This window comes from Micromonospora sp. NPDC050187 (assembly GCF_044459745.1).
GTDB lineage: Bacteria > Actinomycetota > Actinomycetes > Mycobacteriales > Micromonosporaceae > Micromonospora.
The window spans coordinates 295,700-314,011 of sequence record NZ_JBITJH010000002.1; the positions used below are offsets into that span (position 1 = coordinate 295,700).

An 18,312-nucleotide genomic window follows, 5' to 3' on the forward strand; every position below is an offset into this window, starting at 1 on the left:
ATGGTCCAGAAACCTAACGGCGCTGCTGACAGGGGTCAATCAACCGGATCGGCATGATCAACTACTGCCCGGACGGTGCCCTCCGACGATCGGCTCTGGTCCGTGTCGACACCGTCCACCTAGGCTCGACGAGCGGCGGTGCGGATGGTCGGCGGTGGTCGCCGCGGTCCCGTCACCGGCCGACACCCTTTCCCGGACGCGCCCGCACCAGGTTCCGTGTGGACCTCGCGTCCGGCGACCACCCCGCACGGATGGGAGCTGCCGCATGGCCGACGGGTCCACGCACCGGACGAGCTACGTACACGACGCCCTGGCCCTCTTCGCCGGGTTCGGCGACCGGGAGGCGCTGGTCGCCGACGGACGGCGGCTCTCCTACCGGGACGTCGCCGACGCGGTCCGGTCCCTCGCGGGCAACCTGCACCGGCACGGGGTGCGGCCGGGGGCGGCCGTGCTGGTGATGGCCGGCAACGTGCTCGAGGCGCCACTGCTCCAGCTCGCGCTGCACCTGCTCGGTTGCCGGTCGATGTGGATCGCCCCGGTCACCTCCCGCCGGGAGATCGAGGAGTTCGTCCGGCGTTCCCGCCCGGACGTCTTCGTTCACGACGCCCGCGACGGGGGGCGGGGAGCGGAGGTGGCCGCCGCGCTGCCCGGCGTGCCGGTGCTCTGCCTGGGCGCCGGGACCGGACCCGACCTGACCGCGCCGGGTGACCCGGCCGACGTCGCCGCGCTGCCGGTGTCGGTGCCGGAGCCGGAGTCGTTCCTCCAGACCAGCGGCAGCACCGGCGTCCCGAAGCTGGTGCACCACCGGGAGAGCTTCTACCGGCAGGTCCTCGCCATCGCCGAGGCGATCCGGGGCAGCGGCACGCCACTGCTGCGGCACCTGTCGCACTCCCCCATGTGGATCGCCAGCGGGCAGGTCACCACGCTGGTCAACCTCTTCACCGGCGGGGTGCTCTTCCCCGCCGAGGGGTGGGATCCCGCTCGGTTCATCGCCACCGTGCACGCCGAAAAGATCAACTCGACCTTCCTCACCCCGCCGATGCTCTACGAGGTGCTCGACCACCCGGCGCTGGACGGCGCGGACTTCTCCGCCATGTTCATGTTCAACGTGGGCGGCGGTCCGGCCGCGCCCGCGCGGCTGCGCCAGGCCATCGCCCGCTTCGGCCCGGTGATGCGCATCGTGTACGGCCTCAGCGAGGCCGTGATCATCACGGCGCTGCCGCAGCTGACCGAGGACCCGGCACACCCGGAGCGGCTGCGCTCCTGCGGCCGGCCGTACGGGGACGTGTCCGTGGAGATCCGTGACGCCGAGGGACGGGTGCTGCCGCCGGGTGTCGACGGTGAGGTGTGGGTGCGCACCGCGCTGAGCTTCGTCGGCTACTTCGGCCAGCCGGAGCTGACCGCCGACACGCTGGTCGACGGCTGGGTGCGGACCCGGGACGTCGGACACCTGGACGCCGACGGGTACCTCTACCTCGTCGACCGGTTGGCCGACCGGATTCTCACCCAGCGGCGGAGCTGGCCGATCTACAGCCGTCCGATCGAGGACGTGCTCGCCGGACACCCGCAGGTCGCGGCGGCGGCGGTGGTCGGGGTGCCGGCCGGCGACGGCGCCGAGGCCCCCTACGCGTACGTGGTGCGGACCCCGGAAGCGAGCGTCACCGGGACGGACCTGGTCGACCTGGTCACCCGGGAGCTCTCCGATCTGTGGGCGCCGCAGGGGGTGGAGTTCGTCGACCGGCTGCCGGTGAACCGCTCCAACAAGGTGGACAAGCGTGCCCTGCGCGACCGGCACGCCGCCGGTCGAGGCGTGTCCGGCACCGGAGGCCACCGTCGGTGACGGGTAGGGTGATGGTCCCGCGCCGCCTGCTCCGGAGGGTCCAATGGCCACGTCCACCGCCGACCTGCCCGACCTGTTGGCCGCCGGGGCGGTCACCGGGACGGAAGCTCCGCTGCTCACCTTCTACGACGACGCGACCGGCGAACGGACGGCGCTGAGCGCCGCACAGCTCGGCGGATGGGCTGCCCGGACGACGGGGCTGCTGCGCGACGGCTGCGGGCTGGGCCCCGGGAGCCGGGCCGCCGTCCTGCTTCCCCCGCACTGGCAGACCGCCGCCGTGCTGCTGGGCGCATGGGCGGCGGGGGTGTCGGTGTCCTTCCGGGGCTGGGCCACCGCCGGGCTGCCCCAGGTCGGGCCCGGCGCGGACGAACCGCTGGACGCCAGCTTCGTCGCCCGGCACCGAATCGACAACTGGTTGGACGACCCGCCCGAGGCCACCCACCGTTTCGTCCTCGGTCTCGGGCCGGTCGGCGTGCCGCCGGCCGAGCCGCCCGCCGGCTACCGCGACTTCCTCACCGAGGTGGGCCGGTACCCGGACAGCCTCCCGCCGTACGCGGCCGTCCGCCAGGGCGACGCGGCCAGCGTCGACGGCACCAGCTACCGGCAGTGGGGGGAGGTCGCCCGGGGCGTCGCCGAGGCGTGCGACCTTCGTCGGGGCGACCGCATCCTGGTCGACGCGGCCACGCACGAGGAGCCGGTGACGTGGCTGCTGGCCCCGCTCGCGGTCGGCGCGTCCGTGGTGGTCTGCGCCAACCTCGACCTCGACCGGGTCGACGAGCGCATCACCGCCGAGCAGATCACCCGCCTGCTCTAGCCGACGCCCCGGAACGTCACCCACGGTGGCGAAGCCAGCGCGTCACGGAACGTGACGCTCGCGGCCGGTCCGGCCATGCCCAGTTTCATCCTTTGCTCTGCACCTGCCGACGCGCCACCCCCGACGACCTGCCGATCGTCACCGCAAGGGAGCACCACACGGCAATCCCGGGCGTCACCCTGCGTGAGTGTCGCCTCGGCGGGTGCAGAGCAAAGGACAGGAAGCACGGGTTCGCTCCGAGGCGCGCTGACGCCAGAGAGTGACCACGCCGCCCGCTGCCCCCGGGCAGCGGTGGACGGTCCGTCGCGGCCGGGAAGGTCTCCGGCGCCAGCCGCGATGGTGGCCCGAGGTCGGCCGTCCGGACGCTGGTCCACACTGCCGGGGTCCACTACGGTGCCGGGCATGCCGTCGACGCTGACCGAGTCCACCGATCCGTACTGCCTGCGCGACGGGGAGAGCATCACGCTGCTCGCCGGCCACCCGTGGCGGCGGTTCGTGGTGCTCGGCGACAGCGTGGCCGAGGGCCTGTGCGAGCCGGTCGACGGCTACAGCCCTCTCCAGTGGGCCGACCGGCTCGCCGCCGAGCTGCGCGCCGCCGCACCCGGGCTGGCGTACCTGAACCTCGGCCGGCGCGGGCTGCGGGCCCACGAGGTGCACGCCGAGCAGCTGCGCCCGGCCCTGGACTTCAACCCCGACCTGGCGCTGGTGGTCTGCGGCGGCAACGATGCGTTCCGCCCGGCGTACGACCCGGACGCGGTCGACGCCGAGCTGGACGTCATGGTGACCGCGTTGCAGCGGGCCGGCGCGGACGTGATCACGGTCGGCATGTTCGACGTGTCGAACAGCCCGGCCGTACCGGAGAAGGTCCGTGCCGGGCTGGGTGAGCGGATGCGTCGCCTCTCGGCGCACACCGCCCGGCTCGCCGAGCGGCTCGGCACCCTGCACGTGGCGCTGACCGACCATCCACTCACCGCCGACCCGTCGATCTACAGCAGCGACGGCCGGCACGGCAGCGCCCGCAGCGACGCCATCGCGACCGCCGAGACCCTGCGCCGCCTGGCGGTGCGCCTGAATGCTCCCGCGTCGGACGGGCGGACCGCGTGACGGGGCACTTCCGCAACGGCCACCGCGTCGTCGGGAGCATCTTCCCCGACGTGATCGAGCGGTACGGGAACATCGTGCCGGTCGCGATGGAGCGGGCCTGGCGCGACGAGGGTGCCCTGATGACGGCGGACGGCTTCGTCCGGCTCATCGACCCGGCACTGCTGCTGCCGGTGATGGACCTGATCCTGCCCTCGCACCCGGGCGCGTTGCCGGTCTTCGCCACCGCCTGGGGCGACCTGGTCGTGCAGCACCAGGGCCGCTTCCTGCTCGTGCGGTACCCGCACGGCTTCTACTCCGAGTACGCCGACGTCGTCTCGGATCTCGTCTTCGACTATCTGGAGCATCCGTACGCCAGACCACTCCCCCGCCTGTGCTACGACGACGCGGTAACCAGGCTGGGTGTGCCGGAGATCGACGAGTGCTTCGGGTTCACGCTTCCGCTGTCGATGGGGGGCCGCGAGGACGTGACCAACGTGAGCCGCCGGAAACTCAAGGAACACCTCGTGTTCCTGGTGCACGCCGCCGGGCCGCCGTACGCGCTGCCGAAGCTGGCCCCGCTGCCCGATCCCCCGATGAACCAGTCGGTCCTGACCGAACGCGAACAGCAACTCGCCGAGCGGGGCAAGCAGCAGCTGGCCACGATCCAGCCGAGCGACCGGTACGGCGTGGCACCCTATCCGGAGGACCGGGTCGTCTACGTCTGGCAGATCCGCAAGGGTGGCGGCCAGTTGTTCGTCGGCCACGACGGGACGCTTCTGTTCGGCACCCCGGACTTCACCGACGAATCCCTGCTCGACCTGTGGCGGTCCGGCGAACGCACGTCGGCGGCCGACCTCGAGGCGGAGGCCGTCCGCCGCCGACCCCGGCCGTAGCGTCGCCGGCTCGTGGGGCACGACGGCGTACCGTCGCGCCCCACGGTCACTCAGTCCACCAGCATGACCCCGGAAAGGAGGACACCCCGGGAGAGGTTGAGCACGCCCTCGCAGCCCGGGAAGCCGGACCGGACGCAGGCGTTCGCCAGTTCCCGCCCGAACAGGTACGGCGCGATGCTGTACGGCACCTCCTCGGTCACCGTCTCCCCGGTCTCGATGTGCACGAAGTCCATCGGGACCACGTCGGCGTGGGCGTACTCCTGGAGGATGTAGCCGCCCCGGTCGACGCCCCGACGCAGCGCCTCGCGCCAGGTGTCCGCGTCGGACTCCCGGCCGATGACGACATCCACGCCGGCCGACCCGTCGGCGGGCTTGGAGACCAGGTCGTGCTGGCCGGCCACGGCGTCCTCGTACCGGTCGGCGGTGAGCAGTTCGGTGCGGGGCAGGTGCCGGCGGACGATCGCCCGGTCGTTCGCGTCCAGCCCGTCCAGGTCGGACCAGAGCCAGGCGAGCAGTTGCTTGTTGCCGAGCAGCCAGGCCGCGCCGGAGGTGAAGGCCGGCAGCCGACCGGAGAGCACCAGGGTCTCCAACGCGTCCAGTCCGGGACCACGGGTGACCCGGTTGAGCACGAAGAGCCGGAAGACCCCGTCGACCGGTCGGCCGGCGACCAGCGGGCCGCCGTCGTCGGCGAGGCTGACCGAGGTGACCGCCTCGATCGGCATCACCAGGCCGAACCGCGCGGCCCGCTCGGTGACCGGGGCGAGCACCCGGCGCATCAGGTCCGGGTCGTCCAGACCCGGGTAGTCGGCCTCGAAGTCCAGCAACAGCGGCACCACCGCCCCCTCGGGCAGTCCCAGCGTGGAGCGGATCGCCGCGAACCGGGTGTCCATCGCGGACGGGGCCGGCCCCATCGGGACCGCGTCGAGGAGGCCCCGCTCCCGGTAGACCCGGGTGAACCGGTCGAGGACCGTGTCGGCGTCCAGGACCCCGCCGATGCTGCTGTCGATGTTGAACTCGACGACCCGGGGCACCCCGTTGCTGAGCAGCACGTCGGGACGGACGGCGGCGAGCAGGTGCGCGCCGAGCGGCTCGTCGGTGGGCAGCATGCGCGTGCCGACCGGGTCGACACCGAGCAGCCCGGCCAGCTCACCGGCGGTCCGGGCCCGCCGCTGGGCGGCCTCCAGGAGCAACTGGGCCAGCCGGTCGACGACGCCGACCATCACCCGGTAGCTCTCCGCGGCCAGTACCGGCGGCCGGGCCATCCGCCACTGCTTGTTGTACGTGGCCCGGCCGTGGAAGATCTCCGCCCAGTTCTCGGCACCGGCGGCCACCATGCCCGCGCGGACGGACTCCGGCAGGTCGAACCATGCCTGCCCGGCGGCGGGCCAGTCGTACGTCGCGTCGATCATTCAGCTGTCCTTCGTGACGTGGTGGATGGCGGCGGTGAGCTGCTCCCGGCTGGGTTGCACGGCCCGGTCCAGGGCCTGCGCGAACGGCAGCACCGCGCCGTCCGGCCGGGTGACCCGGGCCGGGGGCGCGACCATCGGGACGCGTTCGGCCATGGTCGCGATGATCTCCCCGGCGATGCCGCAGGAGCGGTTGGAGTCGTCGACGACGACCAGCCGACCGGTCCGGGCCACGGACGCGGCCAGCCCGTCCCAGTCGAACGGGTAGAGGGTGCGCGGGTCGAACACCTCCACGGACACCTGGTCGGCGAGGTCCTCGGCGACGGCGACCGCGTCGTGCACCAGGTGCCCGACGGCGACCACGGTGACGTCGGTGCCGGGACGGCGTACCGCGCCGACGCCGAGCGGCACCGGGGCGAGGGCGGCGAAGTCCACGTCGTCGCGGACGCCGAGCGCCCCCGCCGGGGCGAAGACCACCACCGGGTCGTCGTGCCGGATCGCCGAGACCAGCAGCCCGTACGCGTCGGCCGGGGTGGCCGGGACGACGGTGGTGATCCCCACGTGCGCGAAGAGGCTGTACGGGTGGTCGGAGTGCTGCCCCGCCCAGCCGGTCCGGGACCCGGACCCGGGCACCAGGTAGGTGACCGGGGCGGTGCACTGCCCGCCGGTCATCAACGGGAACTTGTGCGCGTGGTTGACGATCTGCTCGAAGACCAGGAACAGCAGGGACGGGATCTGAAACTCGATCACCGGCCGCATCCCGGCCAGGGCCGCCCCGGTGGCGAAGCTGGTGAACGCCTGCTCCGAGAGCGGAGTGTCCAGCACCCGTTCCGGGCCGAACCGCTTGAGCAGCCCGGCGGTGACGTTCGACGCCGCGACCCGGATGTCCTCGCCGAGCAGGAACACGTCCTCGTCCCGGGCCAGTTCGTCGCCGAGCGCCCGGTTGAGCGCCTTGAGGTACGACAGCCGTGGCATCAGTGGCTCCCCGCCCGGGCGACCAGCCCGCTCGCGTACAGGTGGTCAAGGGCCCCGGCCGGGTCCGGCTCGGGACCGGCCAGGGCGAACTCGACCGCCTCGGCCAGCACCGTCTCGACCTCGGCGTCGACCCGTTCCCGCACGTCGGCGGCGAGCCGGTCGCCCTGGATGGTCACCGGGTCGCGGGAGCGGCCCCGGGCCACCTCGTCGGGGTCGCGGTAGTCGAGGCGTACCGCGTGTTCGAAGGTGTGGTGGGCGTCGAACCGGTAGGTGTGGGCCTCGATCAGCTCCGGTCCCCCACCGGCGCGGGTCCGGGCCACGGCGGCGGCGGTGACGTCGCGGACCGCCTCCGGGTCCTGGCCGTCCACCACGGACGCCCGGAGGCCGAACGCCTCGGCCCGGCCGGTGATGGTGCCGGCCACCGCGCCGTCGACCGGCATGGTGGTGGCGTAGCCGTTGTTCTCGCAGACGAACAGCACCGGCACCCGCCAGAGCGCGGCCAGGTTGAACGCCTCCAGCAGCATGCCCTCGTTGACCGCGCCGTCGCCGAAGAAGCTCACCCCGACCTGGTCCCCGCCCCGGCGGCGCAGCGCCCAGACCGCCCCGGTGACGATCGCGCCGGACGCGCCGACGATGGCGTTGGCCCCGTAGACGCCGACGCCGAAGTCGGCGGCGTGCATCGAGCCGCCCCGCCCCCGGTTGAGGCCGTTCTCCCGGCCGCACAGCTCGGCGAGCATCCGGGCCGGATCGGCGCCCTTCGCCAGCACGTGCCCGTGCCCCCGGTGGGTGCCGGCGACGATGTCGTCCGCCCGGAGGGCGCCGCAGACACCGGCCGCGACGCCCTCCTGCCCGAGGTACGGATGGATGCCGCCGACGATCGCGCCGGAGCGGACGAGGTCGATCGCCCGCTCCTCGAAACGCCGGATCAGCCGTACGGTCCGGTAGAGCCGGACCGCCTCGGGCTCGGCCACTATCCGCGCCCCTCCTTGACGGCGGCGAGGATGTCGTCCCAGAGCCGGGCGCGGGCGGCGAGCGCGGTGTTGACCGTGTCGGCGCACTCCTGCCACTTGGTGTCGTCGTCGCCGCACAGGTCGGCGAGCATCTGCATCGCCATCGGGGTGTGCTGCTCCCCGTCGACCTCGATGTGCCGCTCCAGGTAGTCGACGAACTTGTTGAGCTTCCGGCTGCGCTCGTTGACCGCGACGACCTGGGTGAACATCTCCGGGATGAGGTCCTCCCGGCCGAACGCGAAGGCCGCCGCCTGGCAGTGCACCGGGGTGTTCTCGATGATGTTCCAGGTGGTGCCGGCGAACGCCGCGGACGGGGCGGGCACGCCCGCCTCGACCAGCGCCTCGGTCACGCCACGTCCGGCGCGCAGCAGGTCGACCAGGTTGTCGACGGCGGTGGTGTCCGCGCCAGCCTCCCGCATGCCCTGCACGTACAGCTCGAAGTGGCTGATGTAGCCGTCACCGAGCTCGTCGCTCTCCTCCACCATCACGATGTCGTTGATCAGGCGGCGGCTGCCGGTCGGCCCGGTGGGGATCCACGGGACCGTGACGCAGGTGAGCTGCCGCTGAAGCGACTTCAGCAGGGACATGAAGTCCCAGACGGCGAAGACGTGGTGCTCCATGAAGGTCACCAGCGCGGCGTGGGTGTCCAGGTTGGCGTAGAGCGGGTGCTGGACGACCACGTCGCGGCGCGCGGTGACCGCCTGCTCCAGCCGTTCGATCCCCGGGTGGGTCCTGCCCCAGTCGTACCGTGACATGGTCAGCCTCCTTGCCGGGCGCCGGCGCGCCAGATGACCGGGCAGAACTCGGGGTCGGCGTAGTCCGGCCGCCCGTCGGCGGTGCGGCGGACCAGCACGTCGTGGTTGTACGCGGCGAGCGTGCCGTCGGAGAGCGGGTACTCCCGCCAGCCGTTGTCGCCGTCCTGCAGGTGCAGCGAGACCGCCCGGCGCGGGCGTCCGCTGACGTTCGCACCGCTGCCGTGGTAGGTGCGGCAGTGGTGGAAACTGACGTGTCCCTTGGGGATCACCATGGGGATCTTGCGGATCTCCGCGCCGTTGTGGGCCGCGTTCTCGGCCAGCATCACCTCGAGCTGGCTGCGGTCGCGGTCGGCGAAGTGGCGCACCACGGTGTCGTCGGCGCCGATCTCCCGCCAGCGGTGCGAGCCGTCGACCATGGTGATGGTGCCCATCTCCTCGCCGCAGTCGTGGAACGGGATGAACGCGGTGAGCATGTTCTCCGACGACGACGACGCCCAGTAGTGCTTGTCGAAGTGCCAGGGCACGATGTTGCTCGGCTCGCCGGAGATCGGCGGCTTGTAGATCAGGGTGGACTGGAACACCCGGATCTCGTCGGCCCGGGCGAGCCGGGCGGCGACCGCGCCGAGCAGCGGCTTGCGCAGGATCCGGCTGAGCGCGTCGTGCTCGTGGTGGACGTAGTCGTTGTGCCGCTGCACGTCGCCCCGGGCCGGCTCCCAGTAGGCGAGCTTCGGCGGGCGCACCGGCAGCCGCCGGTCCCGCTCGCCGGCGTAGTACCGGTCGGATGCGGCGACGAGTTCGTCGACCTCGGCGTCGGTGAAGATCTTCTTCGACAGGTACCAGCCGTGTTCGGCGTAGTGGGCGACGTCCTCGTCCGAGGGGAGCAGTGCCTCCTCCTCGGCGGTCAACGCCGGGGTGATGTCGGTCGTGGTCGTGGTCATGCCCCCACCTCCTGGGGAGCCGCCGCGGTGGCGGCCAGCTCCCGTTCCTTTGCCTCGTAGAGCGCCTTGATGTTGCCGCTGCCGAAGGTGAGCGCCCCCCGGCGCTCGATCAGCTCCAGGAAGAGCGTCCGACGGACGTGCATCGACTCGGTGAAGATCTGCATCAGCTGGCCGGCGTGGTCCCGGTCGACCAGCACCCCCAGGTCGCGCAGCCGGCCGATCGGGGCCCGGAGCCGGCCCACCCGTTCCTCCAGGGCGTCGTAGTAGCTGCCCGGGGTGCCGGCGAAGCGGACGCCCCGGGCAGCCAGCTCCTCGACGGCGGCGATGATGTCGTCGGTGCGCAGCCCGAGGTGCTGCACCCCGGCCCCGGCGTGCTGGGTGAGGAAGGTGTCGATCTGCCCCGGGCGGCGGGTCACGTCCGGCTCGATGATCACGAGGGTGACCTGCCCCGACGGGCTCTGCACCACCCGGGAGCGCATGCCCTGGCCGGCCACCTCGATGTACTCCTCGAAGATCTCGGCGAAGCCGAAGACGTCCCGGTAGCGCCGGATGGTGTCGTCGAGCTGGCCGGGCGGCACGCAGATCGCCAGGTGGTCGATGTCGGTGAGCGGCCCGCCGTCCACGCCGGCCGGGACGGGCAGCATCTCGACCGCGCCGGGCAGGAACTCGCTCCGGTCGCCGTCGCGCTGCACCAGCCGGTGCCGCACGTCGCCGAAGCCGCCGACCTCGGCGACGACCACCGTGGCGGCCGCGCCGGTGTAGGTGCGCGGCGGGGTCACCACCGTCGCGCCCCGGGCCACCAGCTCGGCGTACGCCCCGGCGGCGTCGTCGACCTCCAGCGCCACCACGGCGATGCCGTCCCCGTGCCGCTGCACGTACGTCGAGGCGGGGTGCTCGGCGGTCAGTCCGGAGGTGAGCACCATCCGGACGTCGGCCTGGCGCAGCAGCAGCGACCGCTGGTCGGTCAGCCCGCTCTCCGGGCCGCCCTGGCCGCAGAGGTGGAAGCCGACCGCCGTGCCGAAGTAGAAAGCCGCCTGTCGGGCATCCCCCACGAACATTTCGATATGGTCAATTCCACGGATCTCCATTGCTCAACCTCTCCACAGATCCCCCCGTGAGGTTCGGACCGGGCTTCTCGCCCGGGTGCTGCGTCGATCACCTCCCCGGCCCGGCGGCCCGGCCGAACAGCAGGCTGACGTTCTGCCCCCCGAAGCCGAAGGAGTTGGACAGCGCGTACTCCGGCGCGGCCACCCGGGCCTCGGCGCGGATGTGGTCCGCCGGGCAGTCCGGGTCCGGGTCGTCCAGGTGGTACGTCGGCGGCAGCAGCCCTCGCCGGAGCGCCAGGGCGGTCACCGCCGCCTCCAGCACCCCGGAGGCGCCGAGCAGGTGGCCGGTGAGCCCCTTGGTGGAGCTGACCGGCACCGCCCCGGTGCCGAAGACCGCGGCCAGCGCGGTGGTCTCGGCGATGTCGCCGAGTTTCGTGCCGGTCCCGTGCGCGTTGACGTAGCCCACGGCCGTCGCGTCGACGCCCCCGCTGGTCAGGGCACGGCGCATGCTCTCCGCCGCGCCGGTGCCGTCCGGGCGGGGCGCGGTCGGGTGGTGGGCGTCGGTGGTGACCCCGTACCCGGCGAGCGTGGCGTAGCCGGTGACGCCCCGGGCGGTGGCGTGGTCGGCGCGTTCCAGCACCAGCAGCGCGGCCCCCTCGGCGAGGACGAACCCGTTGCGCCGCCGGTCGAAGGGACGGCTCGCCTCGGTCGGGTCGGCCCAGCCCCGGGCCAGGGCGCGGGCGTTGCCGAAGGTGTCGGCGAAGGTCGGGAAGAGCGGGGCCTCGCTCGCCCCGCACAGCACCACGTCGGCCTCGCCGGAGCGGATCAGCCGTACCCCGTCGGCGACGGCCTGCGCGCCGGAGGCGCAGGCGGTGCCGACCGACGAGGCGTAGCCGCGGATGCCGTGGGCGATGGCGATCCGGGCCGCCGGCATGTTCGGCAGGATGCCGGTGAGCAGGTACGGGCTCACCGCCGCCCGGCCCCGTTCGGCGCGGGCGACCGCCTGCGTCTCCAGGGTGGCCAACCCACCGACCCCGCCGACGATCACCCCGATCCGGCCCGGGTCGACGTCCCGGCCGACCTCGATGCCGGCATCGGCGAGCGCCTCTGCGGCGGTGAGCAGCGCCAGCACCACGGTCCGGTCCAGCACCCGGGTCTCCGGGCCGGAGGCGACCGTACGCGGGTCGACGTCCGGCAGGAACCCCCCGACCTCCAGGGACGCCTCGGCGGGGTGCCCCGCCGGGGGCCGGCCCAGCCCGGAGCGCCCGGTGGTCAGCGCGTCGAAGGTCTCGGCGACGCCCCGCCCGGCCGGGGTGAACAGCCCCATCCCGGTGATCAGCACGGTCATGACGGCGACTCCGTCAGGTACCGCTCGCGCAGCACCACCTTGCGGACCTTGCCGGTGACGGTGACCGGGAGGTCCTCGGCGCCCACCGGCACCACCCGGCGCAGGGTGGCCCCGACCTCCGGGCCGAGCGCGGCGCGGACCGCCTCGGTGCGGTCGAGGGCCGGGTCCGCCCCGGCGGCCAGTTCCAGCAGCACGTCGGTGACCACGCCGTCCGGCTCGCGGACGATGACGGCGGTGCAGTCGACCACGTCCGGGCAGGCGGCGAGGACCTGTTCCTCGCTGAGGGCGGTGAAGAACCGCCGGCCGTCCCCGGCGTCGACCGAGTCGACCGCCCGGTCCAGGTGGTAGTAGCGGCCCTCGTCGTCGGCGTACACCAGGTCACCGGTGAGGTACCAGCCGCGCAGCCGGGACCGGTAGGTGGTCACCGAGTCGTTCCAGTAGCCCCGGAACAGCGACGGCGAGTCGATGCCGAGCCAGCCGACCTGCCCGGCCGGGAGGTGGTTGCCCTCGGCGTCCAGCACCGCGACCTTGGCGAACTGGTAGGGACGGCCGACGCAGCGGCCGTACCGGTCGGTGTCGCTGTGGTGGGTGATGTGGAACATCGAGTGCCCCATCTCGCTGGAGCCGAGCCCGTCGATGAAGACCGAGCCGGGGATCCGCCGCACCCCCTCGCGGGTGACGGTCTGGCGGGAGCCGACCGCGACCAGCTTGCGCACGTGCGGCTCGTGCGAGCAGTCCCCGGTGTTGAACCACAGCCGCACCGAGTCCAGGTCGTGCCCGGACAGGTCGCAGCGGGCCAGTTCCGCCCAGGTGACCGAGAAGCCGAACACGCCGTCGGGCCGCCAGCGCTGGATGGCGTCGAGCACCCGCTCGCCGTTCTGCTCGGAGAGCAGGAACATCTCCGCGCGGTTGCCGAGGGCCTGGTTGACCATCAGCACGGTGGCGGTGTGCGGGGCGGGCAGCGCGTTGAGGATCCGGTTGGTGCCCTGCGCCTGCGGCATGGTGAGCAGGTGCCGGGTGGCGGCGAAGAGGCTGGCGTGCGAGTGCAGCACCGCCTTGGGGATGCCCGTGGTGCCCGAGGTGTGGGTGATCACGACCGGGTCTTCCGGGTGGTGCCGGTACGGCGTTCCGGCGGCGGCCGGGTCGCCGGTGCCGGCCTCGGCGGGCGTGCCGAGCAGCGGCGCGCCCAGGTCGTGCCCGGCGAGCAGGGCGGTGTGCTCGGCGTCGGCGAGCACACCGGCCGCGCGCAGCCGGCGGATGTACTCGGCGGCGATCTCGGGGCGCAGTTTGCCGTTCATCAGCGCCGGGATCGCGCCGAGCCGGGTGAGCGCGAGGTAGCTGAGCACCATGTCGGCGGCGGTGCCGGCCCAGACCGCGATCGGGTCGCGGGGCCCGACGCCGCGTGCGTGCAGCCAGGCCGCGCGGGCGTCGACCATCCGGTCGAGCTGGCCCAGCGTCAGTGGGTGTTCGGCCGGGTGGCCGTCGACGGGCGTGTCGAAGGTCAGCCCCGGGCCGTCCGGGTCGGCGCCGTAGGCCAGCACCCGGGCCAGCACGTTGCCGGCGCCGATCAGGTCGTCGGCGGCGAGCAGGCCACGAAGTCCCCTGGTCCGCATTCCGTTTCTCCTTGCCCCAGCAGCACCGCGACCGCGTGGTCGCCGGTGGCGGTTTGTTCGATGAGGACCAGCAACGCCTCGTCCGCGTCGCCGTCGTGCAGCAGCAGGTCCGCCTCGGCGGTCGCGTCGGCGCGGGGATCTCCGGTGGGGCTCAGACAGACCACCGGCCCGCCGAGTCCCCAGCGCGCCGCCACGTGCCCGGCGACGCTGTTCGGCACGGACTGGAAGAAGAACAGCGGCCCCGGTCGGCCACCGGCGGCCACCGTCGCGTGCACGTGCGCGGCGCTGGCCCGGTCGCCGCTGGCGCTGACCAGCAGCACGGCGGTCCGCGCGCCGACCGGCGGCGGGGCCGGCGCGTCGCCGTGCCGCCGGGTCAGGCAGCGGTCGGCGACCGCGACGACCAGTGGCGGGAACGTGGAGTGCACGAACCCGGGCACGGTCGGTGGCGCGGCGTCGCCCGGTTCCGGCCAGCGGGCCTCGGCGAGCACCCGCAGCCGGCCGGGGCCCGCCGCCGGCGCGGTCCGCCCGTCCGGTCCGTCGCCGGCCGCTGGGCCGGTCGGGCCGGTGGACGTCGTGGTCGCGCCGGTGGTCGTCGCGCTCATGCCGCACCGACCAGCAGGGCGGTGTTCGCGCCGCCGAAGGCGGCGTTCAGGCTGAGCGCGTACGGGGTCGCCGCCGGGCGGGGCACGTCCCGGACCACGTCCAGTGGGCACGCCTCGTCCGGGCCGAGGAAGCCGGCGTTGACCGGCAGCTTCCCGTGTCGTACGGCGAGCACGGTGACGACCAGTTCGAGCAGGCCGGACGCCTCCAGGGCGTGCCCGTGCAGCGCCTTGGTGGAGCTGACCGGCACCCGGTGGGCCGCCGGGCCGAGCGCCAGCCGCAGCGCGTTCGCCTCGGAGGCGTCGCTGAAGCCGGTGCCGGTGGCGTTGGCGTTGACGTACCCGACCGCCTCGGCGGGCAGGTCGGCCCGGCGCAGCGCCGCGTCCACCGCGCGGGCCAGGCCCCGCCCCTGCGGGTCGGGCCGGCAGGCGTGGAAGGCGTCCCCGGCCCGGCCCCAGCCGAGCAGGTCCGCGAGGGGTCGGCGGGCGACCGTGGCGGACTCCAGCACCACCGCCGCCACCCCGTCGCCGAGCAGCAGCCCGGTGCGGCCGGTGCTGAACGGCCGGACCGTCCCGTCGGTGGCGAGCGCCCGGCCGGCGTCGAAGAGCGCGTACTGGTCCGGCTCGACGAGGTAGCCGGCGGCGACCACCACCCGGTCGACGTCGCCCCGCCGGATCAGCGCGGCGGCGTCGGCCACCGCGGAGCTGGCCGACACGCAGGCGGTGGTGTAGACCCGGCGCGGTCCCTCGACCCCGACGCGCCGGGCCAGCCCGGCGGCGAGCGGGCCGGCGTCCGGTCCGCCGTGGACGGCCAGCAGCAGGGCGGCGGTGGCCCGGTCGGCGGCGGTGAGGCCGGCGTCGGCGCAGGCGGCGTCGACCGCGTCGGCCAGCTCGTCGGCGAGCGGGCCGACGTCGGTCAGGGTCGCCGCCCGGTCCACCCGCCGGGCGGCGGTGTCGAAGCGGGACACCGGCCCGAACGCCGGTTCCCCGGCGAGCACGCCGGCGAGCTGGGCCTCGGCTCCCCGGCCGAGGGCGCTGGTCGCGTGGACACCGGTGATGCGGGCGACGGCACGCCGGTCAGCCATCTGCGGGGGCGGTCAGGAAGGCGCGGAAGGCCTCCTGGGCGTCGTCGACGGTGCGGATCCCGGCGAGCTGGTCGTCGGTGAGGTCGAGGCGGGTGTCGTAGCGCTGCTCGACGAGGTGCACCAGCCAGGCCAGCTCCATCGAGCCGAGCCGCTCGGGCACCTCGGACGCCGGCCTGTCGGTCAGCTCGGCGAGCATCTCGACCAGTTCCGCCCGTTCGGGTCCGGGGCGGGCGGTCATCAGGCGACGTCGCTCGTGGCCTCGGCGGAGATCCGGTCGGCCACCATACGGGTGAACTCGCCGACCGTCATCAGGGCCAGTTTCTCGTTCTCGTCGTCGGCGAACTTCAGGCCGTACCGGTCCTCGACCCGCACGGCCAGGTCGGCCAGGGCCAGGGACTCCAGGTCGACGCCGGCGGGGCCCAGCGTGGTGCCGTCGTCGATGTCCTCGACGTCGTAGTTCATGTCCGTCAGCTGTTCGATGACGAAGGTGCGGACCTCGTCGGACATGGGGCTAACCTCTTTTCCGTGAACCAGTTACCGGTGCCCGGTCGGGACACCGTGTACGTGTGGATCAGCCGTACCTTCGACGGTCAGCCGGAGGTGACGCGGCGGCTGCTGGTGCGTGCGGGGGTGGCACTGCTCGGCCGCGACGGGTCGGAGATCTCGGTGGAGCGGGACGTCCGGGGGCGCCCCCGGGTCCGGGGCGGCGGCGCGGAGCTGCCGGTGAGCGTCAGTCACGTCGACGGGGTGGTGGCCGTGGCCGCCTGCCGGGACGCCCCGGTCGGGGTGGACGTCGAGCGCCGTCGGCCGGTGCCGGCGGTGGCGCTGGCGCGGCGGTGGTTCGAGCCGTCGGCGGTGGCGTGGCTGCGCGGCCGGCCGGACGCCGACCGGGCGAAGGGTTTCCTGCTGCTCTGGACGGCCAAGGAGGCGGTGGGCAAGGCCCTCGGCGTCGGCCTGCGCGACGGCGGGCTGACCCGCCCGATGCCCCGGCCGGACGGGGCGGGACCGCTGCTGCGCCCGGTGCCCGGCACCGGTGGCCTGCGGGTGGGCCACCCGCCGGCCGGGCCGGAGCTGGTGCTGGCCGTCGCGGTCGGCGGGGCACCCCGCGAGGTCGTCGTGGTCGACGCCGAGGGCGCCGGTCACGGGGTCGCCGCCCGCAGCACCTCGGTGGACCGGACCAGCTTGCCGGTGGTGGTCCGGGGCAGTTGATCCAGCAGGTGCAGGGTACGCGGACGCTTGTAGCCGGCGAGCCGCTCGGCGATCTGCTTGTCCAGGGCGTCCTCGGTGAGGGGGCCGTCCGGTTGGACGTAGGCGGTGATGCCGTTGTCGTACACGACGACGGCGGCGGCCACCCCGGGCAGGGCGGCGACGGTCGCCTCGACCTCGGTGAGGTCGACCTTCAGGCCACCGACGCTGACCTGCGAGTCGAGCCGCCCCCGCACGGTGACCAGCCCGGTGACCGGGTCGACGGTGCCGGCGTCGCGGGTGCGCAGCCAGCCGTCGGCCCACCGGGTCGGGTCGGACAGCCCGACGTACGGCGAGGCCGGGCAGCTGATCAGCAGCTCACCGTCGACCGCGCGGACCTCGATACCGGGGGCCGGCGTGATCGACGGGCGGTGCCGGCCGTGCAGGTCGGTGCCGATGACGCCGACCTCGGTCATCCCGTACATGTTGCCCAGCGGCACACCGTGGCGGTCGGCGAAGGTCTGCGCGACGGCGGCCGGGACCAGCTCGCCGCCGGTGGTCATCCGCTTGAACTGCGGCAGCGGGCCCGACGGGCGGGCGGAGGCGAGCAGACCGATGTGGAACGGCACACCCAGCACGGTGGCGGGTGAGTCCTGCGCGGCGATGGCGGCGAGCACGGCGTCGCCGCTGAGCCGCTCCGGCGGCACCAGCTCGACCCGGGCGTGCAGCCCGTAGAGCAGGCCGCCGACGAGTCCGAGGACGTGCACCATGGACGGCAGCAGGATGATCCGCTCGCCGGGTCGGGCGACGCCGTCGATCTCGGTGTAGCGACGTACCTCGGCCACCAGGTCCCCGGCGGTGCGTCCGATGACCTTGGACGGTCCGGTGGAGCCGGAGCTGAGCTGGACGACCGCGTGCGGGCTGCCGGCCGGCCGGTCCGACCAGGCGGTCAGCCCGGCGGTGACGTCGACGAAGACCCGCAGGGCACCGCCGCCGGTGCGCACCGGCGCGACGACCACCTGCGGGTGGAGGCGTTCCAGCGCGCGGTCGACCTCGTAGTCGGTGAGCCGGTGGTCGAGCAGGACGGCCTGGGCGCCGCTGCGCCAGGTGGCGAGCAGGTGGACCACGTAGGACAGCGAGGGGGGCAGACGCAGCGCCACGGCACCCCCGGGGCGCAGCCCGGTCTCGGCGAGTCGGGCCTGTGCGTCGGCGACCAGTCGGCGCAGGGTGCCCCGCTCGACCGGTTCGGGCAGCCGCAGGCACACGTCCGTGGCGGGGCCGGCGAGCAGGACGTCGTCCACCCAGCCCGCATCCGGTACCGCAGGATCTTCCGCCGAACGCATCATCGTCACCGCCGTCCAGCGCCCAGCACAAAGTAGGGCGTATACGCCCATCAAGTGCGTCTGATTGATTGCTGCCGGGAACCCTACGACAGCCGTCCGAGGCGTGACCAGATGCGAATGGCTAGATCAATTAGAGCGCCGGGCCCGATTGCCGGAAGCCGGCCGGCACGGCAGGATCGTCCAGCTGAGCACCCCTGGGGCGGCCGTCCCTTGTGACCGTCCGATCAGGCAGGCGGCACCGATCGTACGACGGATCGGCATGTCTCGTTGTCCCGCCGGTCGGTGGCCGACGCCGGGGCAGGTGCCGGCCCGCCGACGCTCCGGACGACGTGGTCGACCGGTTCGGGCACGTCGACGGGCCCGGCGGTCGGGACGGTGT

Annotated in this window: 18 protein-coding genes; 5 read left to right on the forward strand and 13 right to left on the reverse strand. The window is 73.8% G+C overall.

All coding sequences use genetic code 11. From position 1 onward, the window contains the following. Window positions 1-265 precede the first annotated feature (265 nt). The 4 genes from ACIBJE_RS04545 (at window position 266) to ACIBJE_RS04560 (ending at window position 4,630) form a co-directional block, all read left to right on the forward strand. On the forward strand, window positions 266-1,840 hold the full coding sequence (locus ACIBJE_RS04545; protein WP_396742730.1) for a class I adenylate-forming enzyme family protein: 1,575 nt from the start codon (window positions 266-268) through the stop codon (window positions 1,838-1,840). Window positions 1,841-1,883: 43 nt separating this feature from the next. Continuing rightward, complete coding sequence (locus tag ACIBJE_RS04550) at window positions 1,884-2,654, forward strand: TIGR03089 family protein (RefSeq protein ID WP_396742733.1); 771 nt, start codon at window positions 1,884-1,886, stop codon at window positions 2,652-2,654. A gap of 402 nt (window positions 2,655-3,056) precedes the next feature. Continuing rightward, entirely contained in the window at window positions 3,057-3,758 is a 702-nt protein-coding gene (locus tag ACIBJE_RS04555; RefSeq protein WP_396742736.1) for an SGNH/GDSL hydrolase family protein, read from the forward strand. Further along, window positions 3,755-4,630, forward strand: a complete 876-nt coding sequence (locus ACIBJE_RS04560) for a T6SS immunity protein Tdi1 domain-containing protein (RefSeq protein ID WP_396742739.1) — start codon at window positions 3,755-3,757, stop codon at window positions 4,628-4,630. The genes ACIBJE_RS04555 and ACIBJE_RS04560 overlap by 4 nt, the downstream gene beginning before the upstream one ends. A 50-nt stretch (window positions 4,631-4,680) precedes the next feature. Here ACIBJE_RS04560 and ACIBJE_RS04565 read toward each other — a convergent pair whose 3' ends face one another. The 12 genes from ACIBJE_RS04565 to ACIBJE_RS04620 form a co-directional block, all read right to left on the reverse strand. Continuing rightward, on the reverse strand, window positions 4,681-6,039 hold the full coding sequence (locus tag ACIBJE_RS04565) for a hypothetical protein (protein WP_396742742.1): 1,359 nt from the start codon (window positions 6,037-6,039) through the stop codon (window positions 4,681-4,683). Beyond that, window positions 6,040-7,011, reverse strand: a complete 972-nt coding sequence (locus ACIBJE_RS04570) for an alpha-ketoacid dehydrogenase subunit beta (protein ID WP_396742745.1) — start codon at window positions 7,009-7,011, stop codon at window positions 6,040-6,042. Beyond that, window positions 7,011-7,982, reverse strand: coding sequence for a thiamine pyrophosphate-dependent dehydrogenase E1 component subunit alpha (locus tag ACIBJE_RS04575; protein WP_396742748.1), 972 nt, complete (start codon window positions 7,980-7,982; stop codon window positions 7,011-7,013). Before ACIBJE_RS04575 ends, ACIBJE_RS04570 begins: the two co-directional genes overlap by 1 nt. Then, window positions 7,982-8,776 (reverse strand): DUF3050 domain-containing protein, encoded by a 795-nt coding sequence (locus ACIBJE_RS04580; RefSeq protein ID WP_396742751.1) that lies wholly within the window; start codon window positions 8,774-8,776, stop codon window positions 7,982-7,984. Before ACIBJE_RS04580 ends, ACIBJE_RS04575 begins: the two co-directional genes overlap by 1 nt. Before the next feature lie 2 nt (window positions 8,777-8,778). Further along, window positions 8,779-9,714, reverse strand: a complete 936-nt coding sequence (locus ACIBJE_RS04585) for a phytanoyl-CoA dioxygenase family protein (RefSeq protein ID WP_396742754.1) — start codon at window positions 9,712-9,714, stop codon at window positions 8,779-8,781. Then, window positions 9,711-10,802 carry a 4-hydroxyphenylpyruvate dioxygenase gene (hppD, locus tag ACIBJE_RS04590; RefSeq protein WP_396742756.1) on the reverse strand — a complete coding sequence of 364 codons (1,092 nt, stop codon included), beginning with the start codon at window positions 10,800-10,802 and terminating at the stop codon, window positions 9,711-9,713. Before hppD ends, ACIBJE_RS04585 begins: the two co-directional genes overlap by 4 nt. 67 nt (window positions 10,803-10,869) lie before the next feature. Further along, window positions 10,870-12,108 carry a beta-ketoacyl-[acyl-carrier-protein] synthase family protein gene (locus tag ACIBJE_RS04595; protein ID WP_396742759.1) on the reverse strand — a complete coding sequence of 413 codons (1,239 nt, stop codon included), beginning with the start codon at window positions 12,106-12,108 and terminating at the stop codon, window positions 10,870-10,872. Beyond that, window positions 12,105-13,721, reverse strand: coding sequence for a class I adenylate-forming enzyme family protein (locus tag ACIBJE_RS04600; protein ID WP_396742761.1), 1,617 nt, complete (start codon window positions 13,719-13,721; stop codon window positions 12,105-12,107). Before ACIBJE_RS04600 ends, ACIBJE_RS04595 begins: the two co-directional genes overlap by 4 nt. Continuing rightward, window positions 13,676-14,215, reverse strand: a complete 540-nt coding sequence (locus ACIBJE_RS04605; RefSeq protein WP_396743497.1) for a hypothetical protein — start codon at window positions 14,213-14,215, stop codon at window positions 13,676-13,678. Before ACIBJE_RS04605 ends, ACIBJE_RS04600 begins: the two co-directional genes overlap by 46 nt. A gap of 104 nt (window positions 14,216-14,319) precedes the next feature. Beyond that, on the reverse strand, window positions 14,320-15,405 hold the full coding sequence (locus ACIBJE_RS04610) for a beta-ketoacyl-[acyl-carrier-protein] synthase family protein (protein ID WP_396742764.1): 1,086 nt from the start codon (window positions 15,403-15,405) through the stop codon (window positions 14,320-14,322). Further along, window positions 15,398-15,643, reverse strand: coding sequence for an acyl carrier protein (locus tag ACIBJE_RS04615; protein ID WP_396742767.1), 246 nt, complete (start codon window positions 15,641-15,643; stop codon window positions 15,398-15,400). The genes ACIBJE_RS04610 and ACIBJE_RS04615 overlap by 8 nt, the downstream gene beginning before the upstream one ends. Continuing rightward, entirely contained in the window at window positions 15,643-15,912 is a 270-nt protein-coding gene (locus ACIBJE_RS04620) for an acyl carrier protein (protein WP_396742769.1), read from the reverse strand. The genes ACIBJE_RS04615 and ACIBJE_RS04620 overlap by 1 nt, the downstream gene beginning before the upstream one ends. A gap of 18 nt (window positions 15,913-15,930) precedes the next feature. Between ACIBJE_RS04620 and ACIBJE_RS04625 the strand changes: the two genes are divergently transcribed. Next, complete coding sequence (locus tag ACIBJE_RS04625; RefSeq protein WP_396742772.1) at window positions 15,931-16,614, forward strand: 4'-phosphopantetheinyl transferase family protein; 684 nt, start codon at window positions 15,931-15,933, stop codon at window positions 16,612-16,614. On the opposite strand, the gene ACIBJE_RS04630 is transcribed toward ACIBJE_RS04625, so the two are convergent. Beyond that, on the reverse strand, window positions 16,545-17,936 hold the full coding sequence (locus ACIBJE_RS04630) for a class I adenylate-forming enzyme family protein (RefSeq protein WP_396743500.1): 1,392 nt from the start codon (window positions 17,934-17,936) through the stop codon (window positions 16,545-16,547). The genes ACIBJE_RS04625 and ACIBJE_RS04630 overlap by 70 nt on opposite strands. Window positions 17,937-18,312 lie beyond the last annotated feature (376 nt).

What these genes read in the sequence shown, in the direction of transcription:
- hppD (WP_396742756.1), bottom strand. Translation starts at nt 10,802, where the DNA reads ATGGAGATCCGTGGAATTGACCATATCGAAATGTTCGTGGGGGATGCC.
- ACIBJE_RS04570 (WP_396742745.1), bottom strand. Translation starts at nt 7,011, where the DNA reads ATGCCACGGCTGTCGTACCTCAAGGCGCTCAACCGGGCGCTCGGCGAC.
- ACIBJE_RS04620 (WP_396742769.1), bottom strand. Translation starts at nt 15,912, where the DNA reads ATGTCCGACGAGGTCCGCACCTTCGTCATCGAACAGCTGACGGACATG.
- ACIBJE_RS04615 (WP_396742767.1), bottom strand. Translation starts at nt 15,643, where the DNA reads ATGACCGCCCGCCCCGGACCCGAACGGGCGGAACTGGTCGAGATGCTC.
- ACIBJE_RS04580 (WP_396742751.1), bottom strand. Translation starts at nt 8,776, where the DNA reads ATGTCACGGTACGACTGGGGCAGGACCCACCCGGGGATCGAACGGCTG.
- ACIBJE_RS04610 (WP_396742764.1), bottom strand. Translation starts at nt 15,405, where the DNA reads ATGGCTGACCGGCGTGCCGTCGCCCGCATCACCGGTGTCCACGCGACC.
- ACIBJE_RS04565 (WP_396742742.1), bottom strand. Translation starts at nt 6,039, where the DNA reads ATGATCGACGCGACGTACGACTGGCCCGCCGCCGGGCAGGCATGGTTC.
- ACIBJE_RS04545 (WP_396742730.1), top strand. Translation starts at nt 266, where the DNA reads ATGGCCGACGGGTCCACGCACCGGACGAGCTACGTACACGACGCCCTG.
- ACIBJE_RS04555 (WP_396742736.1), top strand. Translation starts at nt 3,057, where the DNA reads ATGCCGTCGACGCTGACCGAGTCCACCGATCCGTACTGCCTGCGCGAC.
- ACIBJE_RS04585 (WP_396742754.1), bottom strand. Translation starts at nt 9,714, where the DNA reads ATGACCACGACCACGACCGACATCACCCCGGCGTTGACCGCCGAGGAG.
- ACIBJE_RS04630 (WP_396743500.1), bottom strand. Translation starts at nt 17,936, where the DNA reads ATGATGCGTTCGGCGGAAGATCCTGCGGTACCGGATGCGGGCTGGGTG.
- ACIBJE_RS04550 (WP_396742733.1), top strand. Translation starts at nt 1,884, where the DNA reads ATGGCCACGTCCACCGCCGACCTGCCCGACCTGTTGGCCGCCGGGGCG.
- ACIBJE_RS04595 (WP_396742759.1), bottom strand. Translation starts at nt 12,108, where the DNA reads ATGACCGTGCTGATCACCGGGATGGGGCTGTTCACCCCGGCCGGGCGG.
- ACIBJE_RS04600 (WP_396742761.1), bottom strand. Translation starts at nt 13,721, where the DNA reads ATGCGGACCAGGGGACTTCGTGGCCTGCTCGCCGCCGACGACCTGATC.